Consider the following 21,072-nt stretch of genomic DNA (forward strand, 5'->3'; position numbering starts at 1 on the left):
TCCGGCTTAGCAGCTGATTCCTAAGCTCTTTTCCAGTCCTGTTTCACGCGGTCGGAAATCCATCGCCCGCGATGGAGTGTATTGCTCACGGCAGGGACACTATATTTCACGATCGGTTGAGTCCCTTTTTCGCCATTTTTGCTTCCACATAGGGCGCCCTTCACAAAGAAAGCTCACGACTTTCCCGGAAGGTTATCCGCTCAATGACGACCAAGCTCTCCGCTTACGCCGCCGCATCCCTCCTTGTCGCCCTCTCCACTTTCACCTCCGTTTCCGATGCTCGCGCCGCCGGCTGCGGCGGGGCCTCCTGGTATGCGCTCACCTCCCGCACCGCCTCCGGCGAGCGCATGAACCCCAACAAGCTCACCGCCGCGCACCGCAGCCTGCGCTTCGGCACGAAGGTCAAGGTCACGCATGCCCGCACCGGCAGGAGCGTCGTCGTGCGCATCAACGACCGCGGCCCGTTCATCCGCGGCCGCGTGCTCGATCTCTCGAAGGCGGCCGCCTCGCAGATCGGCATGATCAGCTCCGGCCACGCGAAGATCTGCTACCAGATCGTCGGCTGACGGCTTGCCCTCGCCGCGCTTGACCGCTACCACGACGCAAAACGGAGTGTTCGGATGCGATTGGGCGGCAGGCTCGCGGGAGCCATCGAGGTTCTGACGGATATCGAGACGCGGCGCCGGCCTGTCGCCGACGCGCTCAAGGACTGGGGGCTCTCCCACCGCTTCGCCGGATCCGGCGACCGCGCCGCCATCGGCAACATCGTCTACGACGCGCTGCGCATGAAGCTCTCGCACGCCTTCCTGATGGACGACGACAGCGCCTATGCGCTGGGCCATGCGGTGCTGCTCCGGCAATGGGGCCTGGCGCCGGAGGCGATCGCCGCCGAGCTCGAGGGCGACCGCTTCGCCCCCGCGCCGCTTTCGCCCGAGCGGCTCGCCGCCTTCTTCGACCGCCGGCTGGAGGACGCCGCCCCGCACGTGCAGGGCGACATCCCCGAATGGGTGCAGCCCTCCTTCGAGGCGGGCTTTTCCGACGCCTGGCTCGACGAGGCCAGGGCGCTCGCCGGGCGCCCGACGCTGGATCTGCGCGTCAACACGCTGAAGGCGACCCGCGAGAAGGTGCTGAAGGCGCTGGAGCGCAGCGGCGCCCAGGCCTCGGCGATCGCCCGCAACGGCATCCGCATCCCCGCCGGCGAGGGGCCCGCGCGCCTGCCGAACGTGACGGCCGACCTCGCCTTCCAGAAGGGCTGGTTCGAGGTGCAGGACGAGGGCTCGCAGATCGTCGCCGACCTCGCGCTCGCGCACGAGGGCGAGCAAGTGCTCGACTTCTGCGCCGGCGGCGGCGGCAAGACGCTCGCGATCGCCGCGGCGATGAACAACAAGGGCCAGGTGCACGCCTACGACACCGACCGCAAGCGCCTCGCCCCGATCGTCGAGCGGCTGAAGCGCGCCGGCACGCGCAACGTCCAGCTCCATGAGGACCTCTCCACCCTCTCGCCGCTCGCCGGCCGTTTCGACCGCGTGCTGGTCGACGCGCCCTGCACCGGCACCGGCACCTGGCGGCGGCGGCCGGACACGAAATGGCGGCTGACCGACCGCAACCTCGCCGAACGCATCGCCCAGCAGAGGCAGGCGCTCGACAACGCTGCACGCTTCGTGCGGCCGGGCGGGCGGCTGCTCTACGTCACCTGTTCGGTGCTGCCCGAGGAGAACGAACGCCAGACGCGGGATTTCTGCGCCGCCAATGCGGACTTCACGATCCTGCCCGCGGCGGAAAGCTGGCGCGATCTCTTCGGCGCCGCGGCGCCGATGCCCCGCTCACCGGACGGCATGACCCTCACCCTGACGCCGGCCACCACCGGCACGGACGGCTTCTTCTTCTGCGCGATGGCCCGCAAGTCCTGACGGCGGCCGAAGTCCGGCAGGGCTTTACTTGAAATCGTTCTAAACTATACGCTTTGACACAAGTTTTCATTTGGTCCATGACAGTCGAGCCTGAATAGACCCGGGCCCGGCGTCCTGCCGGGCCATCCCGGTGACCGCCGCTTCCCGAACGGGCCGCGACCTCCGGGCGGGGGGACAAAGCTGAACAGGACACCAGGAGACGTCATGACCACTTCCTTCCTTCGCGCAGCCGCCTTCGCGCTCGCCGCTGCGACATCGAGCCTTGCCGTGGGTGCGGCCCACGCGGCCGCCGATCCGGCGGCGATCGTCAAGCACTATGCCGAGATCGCGCATGCCAAATTCTCCGACTCGCTCGACGCCGCCAAGGCGCTGGACGCCGCAATCGACGCCCTCATCGCCAAGCCGTCCGACGAGACGCTGAAGGCCGCGCGCGAGGCGTGGCTGAAGTCGCGCGTTCCCTACCAGCAGACGGAAGCCTACCGCTTCGGCAACGCGATCGTCGACGACTGGGAGGGCAAGGTGAACGCCTGGCCGCTCGACGAGGGCCTGATCGACTATGTCGACGCCGGCTACGGCACCGAGAGCGACGAGAACGCCCTGTTCGTCGCCAACGTCATCGCCAATCCGAAGCTCGAGATCGGCGGCGAGGCGATCGACGCCACCAGCATCACGCCCGAGCTGCTCGAGACGCTGCACGAGGCCGGCGAGGTCGAGGCGAACGTCGCGACCGGCTACCATGCCATCGAGTTCCTGCTGTGGGGCCAGGACCTGAACGGCACGGGCCCCGGCGCCGGCAACCGCCCGGCCACCGACTTCGACACGGCCAATTGCACCGGCGGCAATTGCGACCGCCGCGCCGCCTACCTGAAGGCCGCCTCCTCGCTCCTCGTCACAGACCTCGAGGAGATGGTCGCCGCCTGGGCGCCGGACGGCGAGGGGACGAAGACCGTGACTGCCGATCCGAAGGCCGGCATCACCGCCATGCTGACCGGCATGGGCTCGCTCTCCTACGGCGAGCTCGCCGGCGAGCGCATGAAGCTCGGCCTGCTGCTGCACGATCCGGAGGAGGAGCACGATTGCTTCTCCGACAACACGCACAACTCGCACTACTACGACGTTGTCGGCATCCAGACCGTCTACACCGGCGAATACACCCGGCCGGACGGCTCGAAGCTCACCGGCCCGTCGCTCTCCGAGCTGGTCGCCGAGAAGGATGCCGCCCTCGACACGGAGATGAAGGGCAAGCTCGACGCCAGCCATGCGGCCTTCGAAGCGCTGGTCAAGCGCGCCGAAGGCGGCGAGGCCTACGACCAGATGATCGGCGAAGGCAACGAGGCGGGCAACAAGGCCGTGCAGGCCGCCGTCGACAGCCTGATCGACCAGACCAAGACCATCCAGCGCGTGATCGCCTCGCTCGACCTCGGCGAGATCGCGCTTGAAGGTTCCGACAGCCTGGATAATCCTGACGCCGTCTTCCAATGATCAGAAGGCGGGCCGCGCTCCTTTCCGGGTCGCGCGGCCCGATCTTGCAATGACCGAACGCCCCGCCCGTCGTCCTCTCGCGGTTTCCGCCGCGCTTGCCGTCGCGGCGGGGGTTTTCGTCCACGGCGCGGTGGGCGCCTTCGAGCGCGAGCGCGGCGACCTCTCCCCCGAGGACATGGCGCGCGTCAAAGCCGTGACGCGGCCCGCGACCGACTTCTCCGCCGCCGAGCGCTACGAGGTGATGTCCGCGGGCGCCGCGACCTCCACCGCCTCGGTCGACGCCGACAGCTTTTCGCATTTCTCCGCCAACCTCACGCCCGAGGAAGAGGAATCGTTCCGGCTCGGCAACGCGCTCTTCAGCAAGCTCTGGGTCTCCTCGCCTTCCTCCACGCAGGCGTCCGACGGGCTCGGGCCGCTCTACAACGCCCGTGCCTGCCGCTCCTGTCACGTGCGCGACGGCCGCGGCCATCCGCCGGAGGGCAAGGCGGACGCGACCTCGATGTTCCTGCGCCTCGCCCGCGCCCCCGCCACGCCGGAGGAGGAGGAAGCGCTTGCGAGCCTGCGCGAGATGAGCCTGCCGGATCCCGTCTACGGCCGACAGCTGCAGGACCTCGCCATTCCCGGCCTCAAGGCGGAGGGGCGGATGGTGATCGAGTACGCGGAGGAGAGCGTGACGCTTGCCGGCGGCGAGACCGTCCGCCTGCGCCACCCGAGCTATTCCGTCGCCGACCTCGCCTATGGCGACCTCGACCCCGCCACCACGCTCTCGCCGCGCGTCACCCAGCCGATCCTCGGCCTCGGCCTGATCGAGGCGATCCACGAGGCCGACATCCTGGCGCTCGCCGACCCGGACGACGGCAACGGCGACGGCATCCGCGGCAAGGCCGCCGTGACGCTCGATCCGGCGACCGGCGAAAAGGTGCTCGGCCGCTTCGGCTGGAAAGCGCAGAACCCGACCGTCCGCCGACAGAGCGCCGACGCCTTCGCCCACGACATCGGTCTCTCGACGCCGGACATGCCGCTGCACCACGGCGACTGCACGGCGGCGCAGACGGACTGCCTTGCGCGGGCGACCGGCGTGCAGCCGCGCCTCGGCGATACCGAGGGCCCCGCCCCCGTGCTCGACCTCGTCGCCTTCTATGCGGAAAACCTCGCCGTGCCGGCGCGCAGACGGGCGAGCTTTCCCGGGACGCTTGCCGGAAAACGCCTCTTCTACGAGACGGGCTGTGCCGCCTGCCACCATCCGAAATTCGTGACCCGGCGCGACGCGGCCAACAAGGCCCATGCCTTCCAGCTCATCTGGCCCTATTCCGACTTCCTGCTGCACGACATGGGCGAGGGCCTCGCCGACGGGCAGGCGGTGGGGGTGGCGTCCGGCCGGGACTGGCGCACGCCGCCGCTCTGGGGCATCGGCCTCACCGAGACCGTCAGCGGCCACAGCTTCTTCCTGCACGACGGCCGCGCCCGCAACCTCACCGAAGCCATCCTCTGGCACGGCGGCGAGGCGCAGGCCGCGCGCGACCGCTTCGCGGCGCTTGCCAAGGCGGACCGCGACGCCCTTCTCACCTTCCTGGAGAGCCTCTGAATGCTGACCCGGCGCCTATCTTTCCTCTCTCTTTCCCGTTGGACGGAAACGTCCCCTCATCCGCCTGCCGGCACCTTCTCCCCGCCGGGGAGAAGGGGAAAAAAGCCAGCGCCTCGCATCCCCTTCTCCCCCGGGGGGAGAAGGTGGCCCGAAGGGCCGGATGAGGGGGCCAGGCGGCACACGGCGCGTTTGCTCCTCGCGGCCGGCCTCCTGTTCTCGGCGATGCTGCCCGCCTTCGCCCAGGAGGGCGGCACGCCGGAGCCGCCGGACCTCGGCGACGCGAGCGTCGTCGCCGGCGTGATGACCAAGGCCGTCGACGACGTCATCCGGCCCGGCTACCGCGCCTTCCACGCCTCGGCCAGGCAACTCGCCGAGACGGTCGGGGCCTTCTGCAAGGCGCCCTCGTCGGAAAGCCGGACGGCGGTGGATGCGGCCTTCCGCACGGCGATCGCCGACTGGTCGCGCATCGAGATCGTCCGTGTCGGCCCCGTCATCGAGGGCAACCGCTTCGAGCGCATCCTCTTCTATCCCGACCGCAAGAGCACCGGCCTGAAGCAGGTGCAGGCGCTGCTGCAGCGCGAGAACGAGGCCGACGCCTCCGCCGACGCCCTGCCGCACAAGAGCGTCGCTGTGCAGGGGTTCGGCGCGCTCGAATTCGTGCTCTACGGCACCGGCGCGGATACGCTGCTGGAAAAGCCGGAGAGCTTCCGCTGCCGCTACGGCGCCGCCGTCGCCGCCAATATCGCGGCTGTGGCGGGCGAGCTTGCCGCCGCCTGGGATGCGCCCGACGGCATCGCCGGGGCCTGGAAGCATCCGGGACCGGACAACCCCGTCTTCCGCACAGGCCGCGAGGCGGTGACCGAACTGCTCGGCGTGCTCGTCCACGGCGCGGAAGCCGTGCGCGACCAGCGCATCGAGACCTTCTACCGCCACGGCGGCACGGCGCGGCCGAAATCGGCGATCTACTGGCGCTCCGGCAACACCTGGCTGTCGATCGACGCCAATATCGAGGGGCTGGCGACGCTGTTCGACAAGGGCGGCATGGCCGGGCTGATCGATCCGGACTACATATCGATCGCCGGCAATATCGACTTCGTGGTGAAGTCGCTACGCCGCGTCGCCCCGACCATCGATCCCGACATCGAGAAGGCGGTCGGCACGCCCGAGGAGCAGCAGAAGATCGCCTTCCTGCTCGTCAACGCGCGCGATCTCGTGCTGCGCCTCGACACCGAATATGGCGGGGCGATCGGGCTCGGCGCCGGCTTCTCCTTCGCGGACGGCGACTGATGGCGTCCGGTTTCCACGCAAGTCCAGGCGAAAAGCCGCTGCGCGCTTTCGCCGGAATTGCGCAGGCAAGCCCCCTCCTCGACCGCCGCGCCTTCCTGCGCATGGCGGGCGCGGCCTGGGCGGCGGCGCTCACGCCCGGCGCAGCGCTGGCGCTGTCGCGCACCGACGCCGTCTTCGCCTCCGGCTTCCGGGACCGCAGCGGCACCTTCGGCCTCGCGGTGCTCACGGAGGACGGCACCGTGATCGACCGCGTCGCCCTTCCCGCCCGCAGCCACGGCATGGCGTTCTCGCCCGCGACCGGCCATCTCGTCGCCTTCGCCCGCCGGCCCGGCACCTTCGCGCTGGTCGTCGACCAGGGCCGCGCCACCGCGCCCGTCACCATCGCCGCCGCCGAGGGCCGGCATTTCTTCGGTCACGGCTGCTTCTCGCCGGACGGCCGCCTGCTCTACGCCAGCGAGAACGATTTCGACGCCAACCGCGGCGCGATCGGCCTCTACGACGCTTACGACGACTATCGCCGCATCGGCGAGTACCCGACCTACGGCATCGGCACGCACGACCTCTCCGTTAGCGACGACGGACGCATGCTGATCGCCGCCAACGGCGGCATCGAGACCCATCCCGACTTCGGCCGCACCAAGCTCAACCTCGACCGAATGGAGCCATCGCTTTCGCTGATCGACGCCAAGACCGGCGCGCTGATCGAGCGCCATGGCCTGCCGGCGAAACTGCGGCAGCTCTCCACCCGCCACATCGACCTCGACGCCAAGGGCCGCATCTGGTTCGCCTGCCAGTACGAGGGCCCGCGCAACGACCTGCCGCCGCTCGTCGGCCGCTTCGCCAGGGGCGAGGCGCTGCATTTCGTCGACCTGCCCGAGGAGACGACGACGGGGCTTGCCAACTATGTCGGCGCCATCGCCGTCAACCGCCGGGAAGGCCTCGTCGGCCTCACCTCGCCGAAAGGCGGGCGCGCGGTGATCCTCGATGCGGCAAGCGGCCGGGTGCTGCGCGAGGAGACGGTCGCCGACGCCGCCGGCATCGCCGCGACGACACGGGATTTCGCCGTCTCCTCCTATGGAGGGCGCTTCGCGACGAGCCGCGCGGATGTCGCCTGGGACCAGCACATCCAGCGGCTCGGCCGCCCCTCCTGATTCCGCGACGCTTTTCCACGCCTTGTCTGCCGCCGCCGCTTGCGGTGCAGCATGGCCCGTGCCAACGTGCCGTCCTCGCTTTCTCCCGCAAGCCGCGTGTGCTCCATGACCGACTTCCCCCCGCCGGATTTTTCCGAACGCGTCACCCGCAGCTTCGCGCGGCAGGCCGCCATGCGGCTCATCGGCGCGGAGCTGACGCGCGTCGAGCACGGCACGGTGGAGATCGAGCTTCCCTTCGACGAGAAGCTGACGCAGCAGCACGGCTTCCTGCATGCCGGCGTCATCTCGGCGGCCCTCGACACCGCCTGCTCCTACGCCGCCTACACGGTGATCGACGCCGAGGCCTCGATCCTCACCATCGAGTTCAAGGTCAACCTCATGTCGCCCGGCCGCGGCGAGCGCTTCCTCTTCCGCGGCGAGGTCACCAAGCCCGGCTCCACCATCATCGTCGCCGACGGCCGCGCCTATGCCGTCTCCGACGGCCCGGCCAAGCTGATCGCCTCGATGACCGGCACGATGATGGTCGCCCGCGGCCGGCAGGAGATCGCCGGATGAGCGTCGCCGTCAGGACCGTCGGCGGACGCCGCCTGCTCTATGTCATGGCGGTCGACGCCGAGTACGGCCCGCATCTTGCGGCCCGCATCGCGCCCCTCATGACCGGTGTCGGCCCGGTCGAGGCCGCCGTGCAGCTGACGCTGGCGCTCTGCCGGCTGTATGCCGAGGGGAATCGTCCCGACCTCGTCGTCTCGCTCGGCTCGGCGGGATCGGCGACGCTGGAGCAGACCGAGGTCTACCAGGCGTCCTCCGTCTCCTACCGCGACATGGACGCCTCGCCGCTCGGCTTCGCCAAGGGCACGACGCCCCTCCTCGACCTGCCGGCCGAGGTGCCGCTGCCACTTTGCATCCCCGGCATCGCCGCGGCCCGGCTTTCGACCGGCGCGAACGTCGTCTCGGGTGCCGCCTATGCGGAAATCGACGCGGACATGGTGGACATGGAGACCTATGCGGCGCTGCGCGCCTGCCAGGCCTTCGCCATCCCGCTCGTGGCGCTGCGCGGCATCTCCGACGGCAAGGCGGAGCTCTCCCATATCGGCGACTGGACGGAATACCTGCACGTGATCGACGAGCGGCTCGCCGGCGCCGTCGACCGGCTGGAGGCGGCCGTCGCGGACGGGACGCTCGCCGCCCGCGGCTGAAAATCCGGCATTGCCCGGTTGCGCCGGGACCGCAGATTCATTAAAGGCTCGCCATGACCCAGACAGCCCATCCCGACAGCGTCCTCATCATCGATTTCGGCAGCCAGGTGACCCAGCTCATCGGGCGGCGCGTGCGCGAAGCCGGCGTCTATTGCGAGATCGTCCCCTTCCAGTCGGCGGAGGAGGCCTTCCACCGCATGAAGCCGAAGGCGGTGATCTTCTCCGGCGGCCCGGCGTCGGTGCTGGACCAGGGCAGCCCCCGCGCGCCGCAGGTCGTGTTCGACTCCGGCCTGCCGATCCTCGCCATCTGCTACGGCCAGCAGACGCTCGCCACCCAGCTCGGCGGCAAGGTGGAGGGCGGCCATGCCCGCGAGTTCGGCCGTGCCGACGTCGAGATCCTCAAGGCGAGCCCGCTCTTCGAGGGCGTCTGGGAGGTCGGCCGGAAATATCCCGTCTGGATGAGCCACGGCGACCGCGTGACGGTCGCGCCGGACGGCTTCGAGATCGTCGGCGTCTCGGAGAACGCGCCCTTCGCGATCTGCGTCAACGAGGAGAAACGCTACTACACCACCATGTTCCATCCGGAAGTGGTGCACACGCCGGACGGCGCGAAGCTGCTTTCCAACTTCGTGCACAAGATCGCCGGCATTGCCGGCGACTGGTCGATGTCGGCCTATCGCGCGCGCGCCGTGGAGGCCATCCGCGAGCAGGTCGGCGACAGGCGCGTCATCTGCGCGCTTTCCGGCGGCGTCGACTCGTCCGTCGCGGCCCTCCTCATCCACGAGGCGGTCGGCGCGCAGCTCACCTGCATCCTCGTCGACCACGGCCTGATGCGCAGACACGAGGCGGCCGACGTCGTCGCCATGTTCCGTGAGCACTACAACCTGCACCTCATCCACGTGGACGCCTCCGACCGCTTCATCGGCGAGCTCACGGGCGTCTCCGACCCGGAGACCAAGCGCAAGATCATCGGCCGCCTGTTCATCGAGGTGTTCGAGGACGAGGCGAAAAAGCTCGGCGGCGCGGATTTCCTCGCCCAGGGCACGCTCTATCCGGACGTGATCGAGAGCGTCTCCTTCACCGGCGGCCCCTCCGTCACCATCAAGTCGCACCACAATGTCGGCGGCCTGCCCGAGCGCATGAACATGAAGCTCGTGGAGCCGCTGCGCGAGCTCTTCAAGGACGAGGTGCGCGCGCTCGGCCGCGAGCTCGGCCTGCCCGACAGTTTCATCGGCCGCCATCCCTTCCCCGGCCCGGGACTCGCCATCCGCTGCCCCGGCGGGATTACCCGCGAGAAGCTGGAGATCCTGCGCGAGGCGGACGCCATCTATCTCGACGAGATCCGCAAGGCCGGCCTCTACGACAAGATCTGGCAGGCCTTCGCCGTGCTGCTGCCCGTCCAGACCGTCGGCGTCATGGGCGACGGGCGCACCTACGAATTCGTCTGCGCGCTGCGCGCCGTCACCTCCGTCGACGGCATGACGGCGGACTTCTACCACTACGACATGAACTTCCTCGGCCGCGCGGCGACCCGCATCATCAACGAGGTCCGCGGCATCAACCGCGTCGTCTACGACGTCACCTCGAAGCCGCCGGGCACGATCGAGTGGGAGTGACCCGGACGCGCCGCCCAAGCCGTGGACCGCGCCCTTTCGGGAGCTGCATCGCCATCCGGTCCTGAAGCCCTGCGCGGTCGCTTGTCCAGGATCCTGAACAGGCTTGGGGAGGGCTGGCGCGAAACAGCGGTCAGCCAAAGCCTTTCACGCTTCGACGGCGGCGAACCGGCCCATGCGCTCGACGCCGGGAAGCCTTCCTTGTCTTCAGCGGCCCTGCCCGACAACGCAGGAGGATGCAGGACGGCGGCCTGACGGCGGATTTCTCAAGATAGAACGATAATCGAGATAAGTTTTGTGGCGGACAGAGAGGGATTCGAACCCTCGATAGAGTTTCCCCTATACACGCGTTCCAGGCGTGCGCCTTCAACCACTCGGCCACCTGTCCGTCCGCTCGTCGCCGATGGTCAGTCCGGCGCGGCTCGCCTTCCTGTTTCCATTCCGGCGGGTCGGCGCGATATATACCGAGGTTTGCGGCGGGATCAACCGCCTTGTGACAGAATTTTTGCGGCAGGACGCACGTCCTGTTGCCGGAAAGAGAGGATTGCAAGCCGGCAGGCACCTTCCTATCTTTGACGGAGAAATGCGGCACCGAGGAGGGTGCGCGATGATACGGTTCATCCTTCGGGCGATCAGCCTCGTTGCCCTCGTCGTCGCCGTGATGGCGGGCACGATCGACGCGATCCAGTCGGTCTCGGCCTCCGAGCCGGTGCTGACGCCGCTGGCGGTCGCCTGGAGCACGGCGAGCCCCGACACGATCGCACTCGTCGCCGACGGCATCATGCACAACCTGCATCCCTATGCCTGGGATCCGGCGGCGATGTGGGTGCTGTCCCAGCCCGCCTTCGCGGTGCTGCTCGCCGTGTCGTTGTTCTTCTGGATGCTTGCCTACAGGCGTCCGTCCGTCGCAGGCCGTTTTGCGGCCTGATCCAACCGCCGTGCGCTCGCACGGCCAGGCCGAGGAGGCCACGATGTTCCTGATCGACATGTTCAACAAGAAGACCGCCATGCCCGCGCCGGAGGCCGCACTTCCCGGCCGCGACCATCCCATCCCGACCGCCACCACCCATTTCGTCAACGGCCGGCCGCTCAAGGGCCCCTATCCCGGGAACACCAAGACGGTGCTGCTCGGGATGGGCTGCTTCTGGGGCGCCGAGCGGCTCCTCTGGCAGATCCCCGGCGTCTTCGTGACGGCGGCCGGCTATTCCGGCGGCTTCACGCCGAACCCGACCTACCAGGAGACGACGACCGGGCTCACCGGCCATGCCGAGGTCGTGCTTGCGGTCTACGATCCCGCCGTCGTCCCGCTCGAAAGCCTGCTGAAGACCTTCTTCGAGGCGCACGACCCGACCCAGGGCATGCGCCAGGGCAACGACATCGGCACGACCTACCGCTCGGCGATCTACGCGCAGGACGCGGCCGACCTCGAAACCGCCCGGCGCATCCGCGACCGCTTCCAGGCCGCGCTCGACACGGCGGGCCACGGCGGGCGCATCACGACCGAGATCGCCGAGGCGGGGCCGTTCTATTTCGCCGAGGACGTGCACCAGCAGTATCTCGCCAAGAATCCTGGTGGCTACTGCGGCCTGCGCGGCACCGGCGTTTCCTGCGCAATCGCCTGACGGACAACGGTTTTCCGGCATTTTCCCGGACCGCCGGAACGAGGGTTTCCACCCCCGTTCCGACGGTCCCCGTTTTTTTACCAGTTGAAAAATTCCTCGTGAATTTTTCCCCGGGCCGTGCAAGGATGCCGCCAGCCGGACCCAAGGGAACGGGTCGGTGGCTCCGTGGCCAAGCCTCACCGAAGGCGCGCGGGAGGACCCGATAAGATCAATAGCGAACAAGGGCTCGCACAATGAAGAAAACCCTTCTCACTCTTCTTGCCACGGCTACCATGTCGGCAGGCGCGCTTGCCGCGGACATCAAGCCGGCGATCATCTACGATCTGGGCGGAAAGTTCGACAAGTCGTTCAACGAGGCGGCCTACAACGGGGCGGAAAAGTTCAAGGCCGAGACCGGCATCGACTACCGCGACTTCGAGATCGCCAACGACGCCCAGCGCGAGCAGGCGCTGCGCCGCTTCGCCGGCGACGGCAACAACCCGATCGTGATGGCCGGCTTCTCCTGGGCCGCGCAGCTCGAGAAGGTCGCGGCGGAATATCCCGACACCCAGTTCGCCATCATCGACATGGTCGTCGACAAGCCGAACGTGCGCTCGGTCGTCTTCAAGGAAGAGGAAGGCTCGTGGCTCGCCGGCATCATGGCGGCGACCGCCTCCAAGACGAAGACCGTCAGCTTCGTCGGCGGCATGGACATCCCGCTGATCCACAAGTTCGCCTGCGGCTATATCGGCGGCGCCAAGTCGACCGGCCCGGACGTCAAGGTGCTGGAAGCCTATACCGGCACGACGCCGGACGCCTGGAACGACCCCGTCAAGGGCGGCGAGATCGCCAAGTCGCAGTTCGACCAGGGCTCGGACGTCGTCTACCACGCGGCCGGCGGCACCGGCGTCGGCGTGCTGCAGGCGGCGGCGGATGCCGGCAAGCTCGGCATCGGCGTCGATTCCAACCAGAACGGCCTGCATCCCGGCAAGGTGCTGACCTCGATGCTCAAGCGGGTCGACGTCGCCGTCTACGACGCCTTCATCACCGCCAAGGACGGCACCTTCAAGCCCGGCATCAACGTGCTCGGCCTCAAGGAGGACGGCGTCGGCGTGGCGATGGACGAGCACAACGCGCCGCTTGTCACCGACGAGATGAAGGCCGCCGTCGAGAAGGCCAAGGCCGACATCATCGCCGGCACCGTGACGGTCCACGACTACATGTCGGACGAGACTTGCCCCTATTGACGGGCAGCCGTTGAAGAGACCCCCTCATCCGGCCCTTCGGGCCACCTTCTCCCCGGCGGGGAGAAGGAAGGACCGGCGGCACTGCAAGTTCCCTTCTCCCCGCCGGGGAGAAGGTGCCGGCACGCGGATGAGGGGGTTTTGCCGCAACCGGGCTTCTTCAATAATGCGGCGGCCGGGTGATGGCCGGGGCCTCGGCGGCCCCCTCTTCCAGCGCAAGAAACCGTTCCGTGAGGCGATCGAGCTTCGAGCGGAGCTGCTCCGTGACCCGCCATTGCTCGGCGATCTGGTCGGACAGCTCCTCGATCGCATTGGCCTGATGGGCGACGTGCTCCTCCAGCCGGGCGATCCGCCCGGCGGCGTCGTCTTCGGGGATTTCTCCAGCGGTCATGACCGTCCTCGTGCGTTTGCGGTTGCCGTCTTGGGAGCTATAGCGACGGGCCGGCCCGCCCGCAATCAGGCTGGACAAGCGGGCCGGATGCAACAAGACTACGGCAGAGTGGCCGCCGGCCTCAAACCCTGCGAGAACGGGTCGTCATGAGCGAACTGGCAATCGAACTGAAGGGCATCGACAAGAGCTTCGGCCTCGTCCATGCCAATCGCGACATCAACCTGAAGGTCCGCAAGGGCACGATCCACGGCATCATCGGCGAGAACGGCGCGGGAAAATCGACGCTGATGTCGATCCTCTACGGCTTCTACCAGGCCGACCGCGGCACAATCGAGATCGACGGCCGCAAGGTCGACATCCGCGACCCGAACGCGGCGATCGCCGCCGGCATCGGCATGGTGCACCAGCATTTCATGCTGGTCGAGAACTTCACCGTGCTGGAGAACGTCATGCTCGGCGCCGAGGAGAGCCAGATCCTCAATGCCGGCATCACCAAGGCGCGCGCCGAGCTGAAGCGGCTCGAGAAGGAATATGCGCTGGAGGTCGATCCCGACGCGGTGATCGAGGAGCTGCCGGTCGGCCTGCAGCAGCGGGTGGAGATCCTCAAGGCGCTCTACCGCAAGGCCGACATCCTCATCCTCGACGAGCCGACGGGCGTGCTGACGCCGGCCGAGGCCGACCACCTGTTCCGCATCCTCGGCCAGCTCAAGGCGGAGGGAAAGACCGTCATCCTCATCACCCACAAGCTGCGCGAGATCATGGCGATCACCGACGCGGTCTCCGTCATGCGCCGCGGCGAGATGGTGGCGACGCGCGTGACGAAGGAGACCTCCGTCGAGGAGCTCGCCGAGCTGATGGTCGGCCGGCGCGTGCTCTTGCGCGTCGAGAAGGGCGAGGCGAAGCCCGCCGACATAAAACTCTCGGTGAAGAACCTGACGGTGCGCGACAGCCGCGGCGTCACCATGGTCGACGACGTCTCTTTCGACATCCGCGCCGGCGAGATCGTCGGCATCGCCGGCGTCGCCGGCAACGGCCAGTCGGAGCTCATGGAGGCGATCTCCGGCATCCGCCGCGCGGCCTCGGGCAGCGTCACGCTCGCCGGCCGGCCGGTCGACGTCACCGGCCACGCGGACCCGGCGGAGCTGCGCAAGCGCGGCCTCGCCCATGTGCCGGAGGACCGCCACCATGTCGGCCTCGTGTTGCCGTTCGAGGAGAGCGAGAACGCCATCCTCGGCTATCACGACGATCCGAAATACCGCAACGGCTTCCTTCTCGACATCGACGCCATCCGCGCCGACGCGGAGGAGAAGATCGCGGCTTACGACATCCGCCCGCCGAACGCCCGGCTGAAGACCGCCAATTTCTCCGGCGGCAACCAGCAGAAGATCGTGCTCGCCCGCGAGATGGAGCGCGACCCGCAGGTGCTGATCATCGGCCAGCCGACGCGCGGCGTCGACGTCGGCGCCATCGAATTCATCCACAAGCGCATCATCGGCATGCGCGACCAGGGCAAGGCCGTGCTGCTCGTCTCGGTCGAGCTCGACGAGATCCGCGCGCTCTCCGACCGCATCCTCGTCATGTTCGCCGGACGCGTCGTCGGCGAGCGCACGCCGGACGCGAGCGAGGGCGAGCTCGGCCTGCTGATGGCCGGCGTCGAAGGCCGCAAGGAGGCCGCCGAATGAGTGTCCCTTACGCAAAACTGCCGGGCTGGGCGGAATACGGCCTGATCCCGCTCGTCAACCTCGCCGTCGCCTTCCTGATCTCCGGCCTCGTCGTGCTGATCGTCGGCGAGAGCCCGCTGGAGGCCGCCTACCACATGGTCAACGGCGCCTTCGGCCGCGGCGAGTACATCGGCTTCACGCTCTACTACACGACGACCTTCATCTTCACCGGCCTCGCCGTCGCCGTCGCCTTCCATTGCGGCCTGTTCAACATCGGCGGCGAGGGCCAGGCCTATGTCGGCGGCATCGGCGTGGCGCTCGCCTGCCTCGCCTTCGACCGCACGCTGCCCTGGTACCTCGTCTTCCCGATCGCCATCGTCGGCGCCTCGCTGTTCGGCGCGCTCTGGGCGCTGATCCCCGGCTGGCTGCAGGCGAAACGCGGCAGCCACATCGTCATCACGACGATCATGTTCAACTTCATCGCCGCGAGCCTGATGAACTACCTCTTGAACCGGGTGTTCAAGCCGCTCGGCTCGATGTCGCTGGAAACCCGCACCTTCGATGCCGGCGGCCAGCTTCCCAAGCTCGACTGGCTGATGTCGATCTTCGGCCTCTCCGTCGGCTCCGCACCCTTCAACATCTCCTTCCTGCTGGCGCTCGTCGCCGCCTTCGGCGTCTGGGTGCTGATCTGGCGCACGAAGCTCGGCTACGAGATGCGCACGATGGGACACAGCCCCGCCGCCGCGCGCTATGCGGGGATCAAGGAGGCGCGGATCATCGTCGTCACCATGATGATCTCCGGCGGGCTCGCCGGCATGATGGCGCTGAACCCGATCATGGGCGAGCAGTTCCGCATGCAGCTCGATTTCGTGCAGGGCGCGGGCTTCGTCGGCATCGCCGTGGCGCTGATGGGACGCTCGCATCCGGCGGGCATCATCCCGGCGGCGCTGCTCTTCGGCATGCTCTACCAGGGCGGGGCCGAGATCGCCTTCGAGATGCCGTCGATCTCGCGCGACATGATCGTCATCATCCAGGGCCTCGTCATCCTGTTCGCCGGGGCGCTGGAGCACATGTTCCGCCCGGCGATCACCCGGCTCGTCCTCGGGCTTACGCCCGCGACGCGCGCCACCGTGACGAAGGGAGCCTGAGCCCATGGATGTCTTCCAGGTCTTCATCGAGCTCGCCCAGTCCACCGTCCGCGTCTCGACGCCGCTGATCCTCGCAGCCCTTGCCGGCCTCTTCACCGAACGCGCCGGCGTCTTCGACATCGGGCTGGAGGGCAAGATGCTGGGCGGGGCGTTCGCCGCCGGGTGCGTCGCCTATGTCACGCAATCCGTCGCCATGGGGCTTCTCGCCGCCGTGCTCGTCTCGGTGCTGCTCTCGCTCGTGCACGGCTATGCCTCGATCACCCAGCGCGGCAGCCAGATCGTCTCGGGGGTGGCCATCAACTTCGTCGTCGCCGGCTCCACCGTCATCCTCGGCGAGGCCTGGTTCCGCCAGGGCGGGCGCACGCCGGCGCTCTCCGCGGACGGCCGCTTCGGCACGATCACCCTGCCCTTCGCCGACAGCCTGCGCGAGGTGCCGGTCCTCGGCCCCCTCTATTCCGGCCTGCTCTCCGGCCATTCGCTCCTCACCTACCTCGCCTTCCTGATGGTGCCGGCAAGCTGGTGGGTGCTCTACCGCACCCGCTTCGGCCTTCGGCTGCGCGCCGTCGGCGAGAATCCCGGCGCGGTCGACACGGCGGGCATCTCGGTGATCTGGCTGCGCTACCGCGCCGTCATCTGCTGCGGCATCCTCTGCGGCATCGCCGGGGCCTATCTCTCGCTTGCCGCGAATGCCGGCTTCACGAAGGGCATGACGGCCGGCAAGGGCTATATCGCGCTCGCGGCGCTCATCTTCGCCAAGTGGCGGCCGACCAACATCCTGTTCGCCTGCCTGCTCTTCGGCTTCCTCGACGCCTTCGCCATCCGCTACCAGAGCTTCGCCTTCCCGCTGATCGGCAAGGTGCCGGTGCAGCTGATGCAGGCGCTGCCCTATATCCTGACGGTGATCCTGCTCGCCGGCTTCATCGGCAAGGCGATCCCGCCGAAGGCCGGCGGCGTGCCCTATGTGAAGGAGCGCTGAAAATGTCCCGTGACCTCTTCGAGGCGGCGCGCGCGGCGATGGCCTTCGCGCATGCGCCCTATTCCAGGTTCCCGGTGGGTGCGGCCATCCGCGCCGAGGACGGCAGGATCTACACCGGCGCCAATATCGAGAACATCTCCTATCCGCAGGGCTGGTGCGCCGAGCCGACGGCGATAAGCCAGATGATCATGGGCGGGGCGAAAAAAATCGTCGAGATGGCGGTGATCGCCGAAAAGCTGCCGCTCTGCCCGCCCTGCGGCGGCTGCCGGCAGAAGATCGCCGAATTCGCCACCGCCGCGACGCCGATCTACCTCTGCGACGAGACCGGCGTGAAGCAGACCGTCGCGCTCTCCGACCTCCTGCCCCATAGCTTCAAGACGGACCTTCTCGGATGACCGCTGCCACCACCGACCTCCTCGTCTCCCGCCTCGACGGCATGCTGCCGCGCCACGGCATCGTGCTCGGCTCCGGCCTCGGCTCGCTGGTGGAGGCCGTCAGCGATCCCGTGCGCATCCCCTATGCCGACCTGCCGAGCTTTCCGGTCAGCGCCGTCACCGGCCATGCCGGCGAGCTGGTGATCGGCCGCCTCGGCGCGGTGCCGGTGATCATGCTCTCCGGCCGCGTGCACTATTACGAGCGCGGCGACGCCAACGCGATGAAGGCGCCGATCGAGGTGCTGAAGGGCCTTGGCGTCACCTCGCTGATCCTCACCAACTCGGCCGGCTCCCTGCGGGAAGACCTGCCCCCCGGCTCGGTGATGCGCATCTCCGACCACATCAACTTCTCCGGCACCAACCCGCTGATCGGCCTCGACGGCGACGAGCGCTTCGTCGGCATGACGAACGCCTATGACGCGGGGCTCGCCGCCCGCATGGAGGCGGCCGCGCAGAAACTCGGCATCCCGCTGTCGAGCGGCGTCTACATGTGGTTCTCCGGCCCGAGCTTCGAGACGCCGGCGGAGATCCGCATGGCGCGCATCCTCGGCGCCGACGCCGTCGGCATGTCGACCGTGCCGGAGGTGCTGATCGCCCGCTACCACGGGCTGAAGGTCGCCGCCGCCTCGGTCATCACCAATTTCGGCGCCGGCATGACGGGCGGCGAGCTCAGCCACGAGGAAACCAAGGACATGGCCCCGATCGGCGGCAGGCGGCTCGCCGCCATCCTCGCCGAGATGATCGCGGGCGGAGACGACGACGATGCGTGAGACAACGGCCCGCAAGGCGCTTTCCCTGCTCGACCTCACCGACCTTTCCGACGGCTGCGACGCCGCCGCCATCGAGACGCTCTGCAGGCAGGCGCAGACGCCCTTCGGCCCGACCGCCGCCATCTGCATCTGGCCGCGCTTCGTCGCGCAGGCGCGCGGCATCCTCGGCGAGGGCCATGCCGTCAGGATCGCCACCGTCGTCAACTTCCCCTCGGGCGACCTCCCCGTCGCCGACGTCGTGGCCGAGACGCGGCAGGCGATTACCGACGGGGCCGACGAGATCGACCTCGTCGTCCCCTACCGCGCCTTCCTCGCCGGAAACGAGGCCGCCGTGACCGACATGGTGACGGCCGTGAAGGCCGCCTGCCCCGCGCCCGTCCGCCTCAAGACCATCCTGGAGACCGGCGAGATCAAGGACCCGGCGCTGATCCGCCGCGCCTCGGATCTCGCGATCGCCGCCGGCGGCGATTTCATCAAGACCTCGACCGGCAAGGTCGCCGTCAACGCCACGCCCGAGGCGGCCGAGATCATGCTGACGGCCATCAAGGAAAGCGGCAAGCCGGTCGGCTTCAAGCCGGCGGGCGGCGTGCGCACGGTCGCCGACGCCGGCCTCTATCTCGCGCTCGCCGCGAACATCCTCGGGGCCGACTGGGCGAGCCCGAAAACCTTCCGCTTCGGCGCGTCGGGCCTGCTCGGCGACATCCTCGCCGTGCTCGGCGGACAGGCCGCGCCGGCAAAGCCGGCGGGCTACTGACATGCTCCCGCAGGAGACGATCCGCCGCAAGCGCGACCGGCTGGCGCTTTCGCCGGAGGAGATCGCCGCCTTCGTCGCCGGCGTGACCGACGGCAGCGTCTCCGAGGGACAGGTCGCCGCCTTCGCCATGGCCGTCTGGTTCAACGGCATGGGCCGCGACGAGACCGTGGCGCTGACGCGGGCGATGCGCGATTCCGGCGAGGTGCTCGCCTGGCCCGAGCTCGACCGCCCGGTCGCCGACAAGCATTCGACCGGCGGCGTCGGCGACAACGTCTCGCTGATGCTGGCGCCCGTCGCCGCGGCCTGCGGGCTCGCCGTGCCGATGATCTCCGGCCGCGGCCTCGGGCACACCGGCGGCACGCTCGACAAGCTGGATTCGATCCCCGGCTACACGACCGCGCCCTCCGAGGCGCTGTTCCGCCGGGTGGTGAAGAACGTCGGCTGCGCCGTCATCGGCCAGACGGCGGAGCTCGCCCCCGCCGACCGGCGCATCTACGCGATCCGCGACGTGACGGCGACGGTCGAATCCGTGCCGCTGATCACCGCCTCGATCCTCTCCAAGAAGCTCGCCGCAGGGCTCTCCTCGCTGGCGCTCGACGTGAAGGTCGGCAACGGCGCCTTCATGACGGACCCGGGCGAGGCCGTCACACTCGCCCGATCGCTGGTCGAGGTGGCGAACGGCGCGGGCGTGAAGACATCGGCGCTCATCACCGACATGAACGAGCCGCTGGCGGACGCCGCCGGCAACGCCGTCGAGGTGGCGAACTGCATCGCCTTCCTGAAGGGCGGGAAGGCCGGCACGCGGCTCGAAACCCTCGTCATCGCGCTGGCCGCCGAGATGCTGGTCCTCTCCGGGCTGGAGACGGATCACACCGCGGCCGAAGCGAAGGCGCGCCAGGCGCTTGCGAGCGGCGAGGCGGCGGAGGTCTTCGCCCGCATGGTGGCGACGCTCGGCGGGCCGGCGGATCTTCTGGAGCGGCCCGAGGCGTATCTGGCGAAGGCGCCCGTCATCCGCCCCGTGACCGCGACGGAATCCGGCTATCTTTCCGCCTGCGACACCCGCGGCGTCGGCCTCGCGGTGATCGAGCTCGGCGGCGGGCGCACGCGGCCGGACCAGACGATCGACCACCGCGTCGGCCTCGACCGGCTGCTTCCGCTCGGAACGAAGGTGGAGAAGGGCGCGGAGATCGGCCGCGTCCACGCCGCAAGCGACGACGCTGCGCAGGCAGCCGCCGCGCGCCTTGCCGCGCTCTACCGTATCGCGCCGGAGCCGCCGGCCAACCGGCCCGACATCCTGACGCGCATCAGCGCGTGAGGTGCAGCTTGCCGTCCTCGACGCGGTAGGAGGAGAGGCCCTTGAGGAAACTCATGCCGATCAGCGTCCCGGAGAGCGCCTTGTCGTCCAGCACCATCGCGCCGACGTTCTCAAGGCGAACCGGGCCGATCTCGATACGGTCGAGCTTCACATAGGCGGCGCGCGCCTTGCCGTTCGCGGTGTCGACGGCGTAGCGGAAGTTGAGCCGGTCGAGGCCGAGGTCGCGGGCGGTCGAGACGTTGATCGCCACCATGCTCGCGCCGGTATCGACCATGCCGCGCTGCTTGCGGCCGTTGATGACGAAGGTGCCGGTGAAATGGCCGTCGGGGCCGGCGGCGATGACGGCGCTGCGGTTGCCGGTGTAGCGGGCCGCACCGTGGCCCGTCTCGACGGCGGCCTTCTCGACGGGGATGGTCGCCGTCGCGGCGGGCGGGGCGAGATAGCGCGACGCCACGCCCGGGACGAAGGCGGCGGCGGCAAGCACGGAACCGGCGACGAGGACGAGGCTTCGTACGAACATGGGACAGTCTCCGCGGAAATCCGTCCCGCAATAG

The 21,072-nt window shown here is 68.8% G+C and carries 21 protein-coding genes and 1 tRNA gene; 19 read left to right on the forward strand and 3 right to left on the reverse strand.

The annotated features are described in order from the left end of the window. Nucleotides 1-203: 203 nt before the first annotated feature. The 9 genes from NNZ72_RS16010 to guaA all read left to right on the forward strand — a co-directional run bounded on the left by NNZ72_RS16010 (nt 204) and on the right by guaA (nt 10,227). Nucleotides 204-566, forward strand: coding sequence for a septal ring lytic transglycosylase RlpA family protein (locus NNZ72_RS16010; protein WP_257316390.1), 363 nt, complete (start codon nt 204-206; stop codon nt 564-566). A gap of 54 nt (nt 567-620) precedes the next feature. Then, entirely contained in the window at nt 621-1,910 is a 1,290-nt protein-coding gene (locus tag NNZ72_RS16015; RefSeq protein ID WP_257316391.1) for an RsmB/NOP family class I SAM-dependent RNA methyltransferase, read from the forward strand. Nucleotides 1,911-2,114: 204 nt separating this feature from the next. Continuing rightward, complete coding sequence (locus NNZ72_RS16020) at nt 2,115-3,392, forward strand: imelysin family protein (RefSeq protein ID WP_257316392.1); 1,278 nt, start codon at nt 2,115-2,117, stop codon at nt 3,390-3,392. 49 nt (nt 3,393-3,441) lie between these two features. Beyond that, nucleotides 3,442-4,977 carry a di-heme oxidoreductase family protein gene (locus tag NNZ72_RS16025; RefSeq protein WP_257316393.1) on the forward strand — a complete coding sequence of 512 codons (1,536 nt, stop codon included), beginning with the start codon at nt 3,442-3,444 and terminating at the stop codon, nt 4,975-4,977. Between the two features lie 222 nt (nt 4,978-5,199). Beyond that, nucleotides 5,200-6,264: an imelysin family protein gene (locus NNZ72_RS16030; protein ID WP_371747771.1), complete on the forward strand. Its 1,065-nt coding sequence runs from the start codon at nt 5,200-5,202 to the stop codon at nt 6,262-6,264. Between the two features lie 101 nt (nt 6,265-6,365). Next, complete coding sequence (locus NNZ72_RS16035; protein WP_257316462.1) at nt 6,366-7,415, forward strand: DUF1513 domain-containing protein; 1,050 nt, start codon at nt 6,366-6,368, stop codon at nt 7,413-7,415. A 105-nt stretch (nt 7,416-7,520) separates the two neighbouring features. Next, nucleotides 7,521-7,970 carry a PaaI family thioesterase gene (locus NNZ72_RS16040; protein ID WP_257316395.1) on the forward strand — a complete coding sequence of 150 codons (450 nt, stop codon included), beginning with the start codon at nt 7,521-7,523 and terminating at the stop codon, nt 7,968-7,970. Then, complete coding sequence (locus NNZ72_RS16045; protein ID WP_257316396.1) at nt 7,967-8,611, forward strand: 5'-methylthioadenosine/S-adenosylhomocysteine nucleosidase; 645 nt, start codon at nt 7,967-7,969, stop codon at nt 8,609-8,611. The genes NNZ72_RS16040 and NNZ72_RS16045 overlap by 4 nt, the downstream gene beginning before the upstream one ends. Nucleotides 8,612-8,664: 53 nt before the next feature. After that, nucleotides 8,665-10,227: a glutamine-hydrolyzing GMP synthase gene (gene guaA, locus NNZ72_RS16050; RefSeq protein ID WP_257316397.1), complete on the forward strand. Its 1,563-nt coding sequence runs from the start codon at nt 8,665-8,667 to the stop codon at nt 10,225-10,227. Between the two features lie 295 nt (nt 10,228-10,522). Here guaA and NNZ72_RS16055 read toward each other — a convergent pair. Further along, nucleotides 10,523-10,612 (reverse strand) — tRNA-Ser (locus NNZ72_RS16055). Nucleotides 10,613-10,834: 222 nt separating this feature from the next. On the opposite strand from NNZ72_RS16055, the gene NNZ72_RS16060 reads away from it, so the two are divergent. From NNZ72_RS16060 to NNZ72_RS16070, 3 genes are all read left to right on the forward strand, one after another. Further along, a complete protein-coding gene (locus tag NNZ72_RS16060) occupies nt 10,835-11,152 on the forward strand; it encodes a hypothetical protein (RefSeq protein ID WP_371747772.1) in 318 nt (105 codons plus the stop codon). A 43-nt stretch (nt 11,153-11,195) separates the two neighbouring features. Then, nucleotides 11,196-11,846: a peptide-methionine (S)-S-oxide reductase MsrA gene (gene msrA, locus NNZ72_RS16065; RefSeq protein WP_257316399.1), complete on the forward strand. Its 651-nt coding sequence runs from the start codon at nt 11,196-11,198 to the stop codon at nt 11,844-11,846. 233 nt (nt 11,847-12,079) lie between these two features. Then, complete coding sequence (locus tag NNZ72_RS16070) at nt 12,080-13,072, forward strand: BMP family lipoprotein (protein ID WP_257316400.1); 993 nt, start codon at nt 12,080-12,082, stop codon at nt 13,070-13,072. Nucleotides 13,073-13,229: 157 nt separating this feature from the next. On the opposite strand, the gene NNZ72_RS16075 is transcribed toward NNZ72_RS16070, so the two are convergent. Then, a complete protein-coding gene (locus tag NNZ72_RS16075; protein ID WP_257316401.1) occupies nt 13,230-13,460 on the reverse strand; it encodes a SlyX family protein in 231 nt (76 codons plus the stop codon). A gap of 146 nt (nt 13,461-13,606) precedes the next feature. Here NNZ72_RS16075 and NNZ72_RS16080 point away from each other — a divergent pair, with 146 nt between their 5' ends. Genes NNZ72_RS16080 through deoA form a run of 7 tightly spaced genes read left to right on the forward strand, consistent with a single transcriptional unit; the run spans nt 13,607 to nt 20,518 of the window. Continuing rightward, entirely contained in the window at nt 13,607-15,142 is a 1,536-nt protein-coding gene (locus NNZ72_RS16080; RefSeq protein WP_257316402.1) for an ABC transporter ATP-binding protein, read from the forward strand. Next, entirely contained in the window at nt 15,139-16,269 is a 1,131-nt protein-coding gene (locus tag NNZ72_RS16085; RefSeq protein WP_257316403.1) for an ABC transporter permease, read from the forward strand. The genes NNZ72_RS16080 and NNZ72_RS16085 overlap by 4 nt, the downstream gene beginning before the upstream one ends. Nucleotides 16,270-16,273: 4 nt before the next feature. Beyond that, a complete protein-coding gene (locus tag NNZ72_RS16090) occupies nt 16,274-17,245 on the forward strand; it encodes an ABC transporter permease (RefSeq protein WP_257316404.1) in 972 nt (323 codons plus the stop codon). Between the two features lie 2 nt (nt 17,246-17,247). Beyond that, nucleotides 17,248-17,640 (forward strand): cytidine deaminase, encoded by a 393-nt coding sequence (locus tag NNZ72_RS16095; protein ID WP_257316405.1) that lies wholly within the window; start codon nt 17,248-17,250, stop codon nt 17,638-17,640. Continuing rightward, nucleotides 17,637-18,449 carry a purine-nucleoside phosphorylase gene (locus NNZ72_RS16100; RefSeq protein WP_257316406.1) on the forward strand — a complete coding sequence of 271 codons (813 nt, stop codon included), beginning with the start codon at nt 17,637-17,639 and terminating at the stop codon, nt 18,447-18,449. The genes NNZ72_RS16095 and NNZ72_RS16100 overlap by 4 nt, the downstream gene beginning before the upstream one ends. After that, nucleotides 18,442-19,203: a deoxyribose-phosphate aldolase gene (gene deoC / locus NNZ72_RS16105; protein WP_257316407.1), complete on the forward strand. Its 762-nt coding sequence runs from the start codon at nt 18,442-18,444 to the stop codon at nt 19,201-19,203. The genes NNZ72_RS16100 and deoC overlap by 8 nt, the downstream gene beginning before the upstream one ends. 1 nt (nt 19,204) lies before the next feature. Continuing rightward, nucleotides 19,205-20,518, forward strand: coding sequence for a thymidine phosphorylase (deoA, locus tag NNZ72_RS16110; RefSeq protein WP_257316408.1), 1,314 nt, complete (start codon nt 19,205-19,207; stop codon nt 20,516-20,518). Here the strand turns inward: deoA and NNZ72_RS16115 are convergent. Continuing rightward, a complete protein-coding gene (locus tag NNZ72_RS16115) occupies nt 20,508-21,038 on the reverse strand; it encodes a TIGR02281 family clan AA aspartic protease (protein WP_257316409.1) in 531 nt (176 codons plus the stop codon). The genes deoA and NNZ72_RS16115 overlap by 11 nt on opposite strands. Nucleotides 21,039-21,072: the final 34 nt, after the last annotated feature.

Source organism: Shinella pollutisoli (assembly GCF_024609765.1).
Taxonomy (GTDB): domain Bacteria; phylum Pseudomonadota; class Alphaproteobacteria; order Rhizobiales; family Rhizobiaceae; genus Shinella; species Shinella pollutisoli.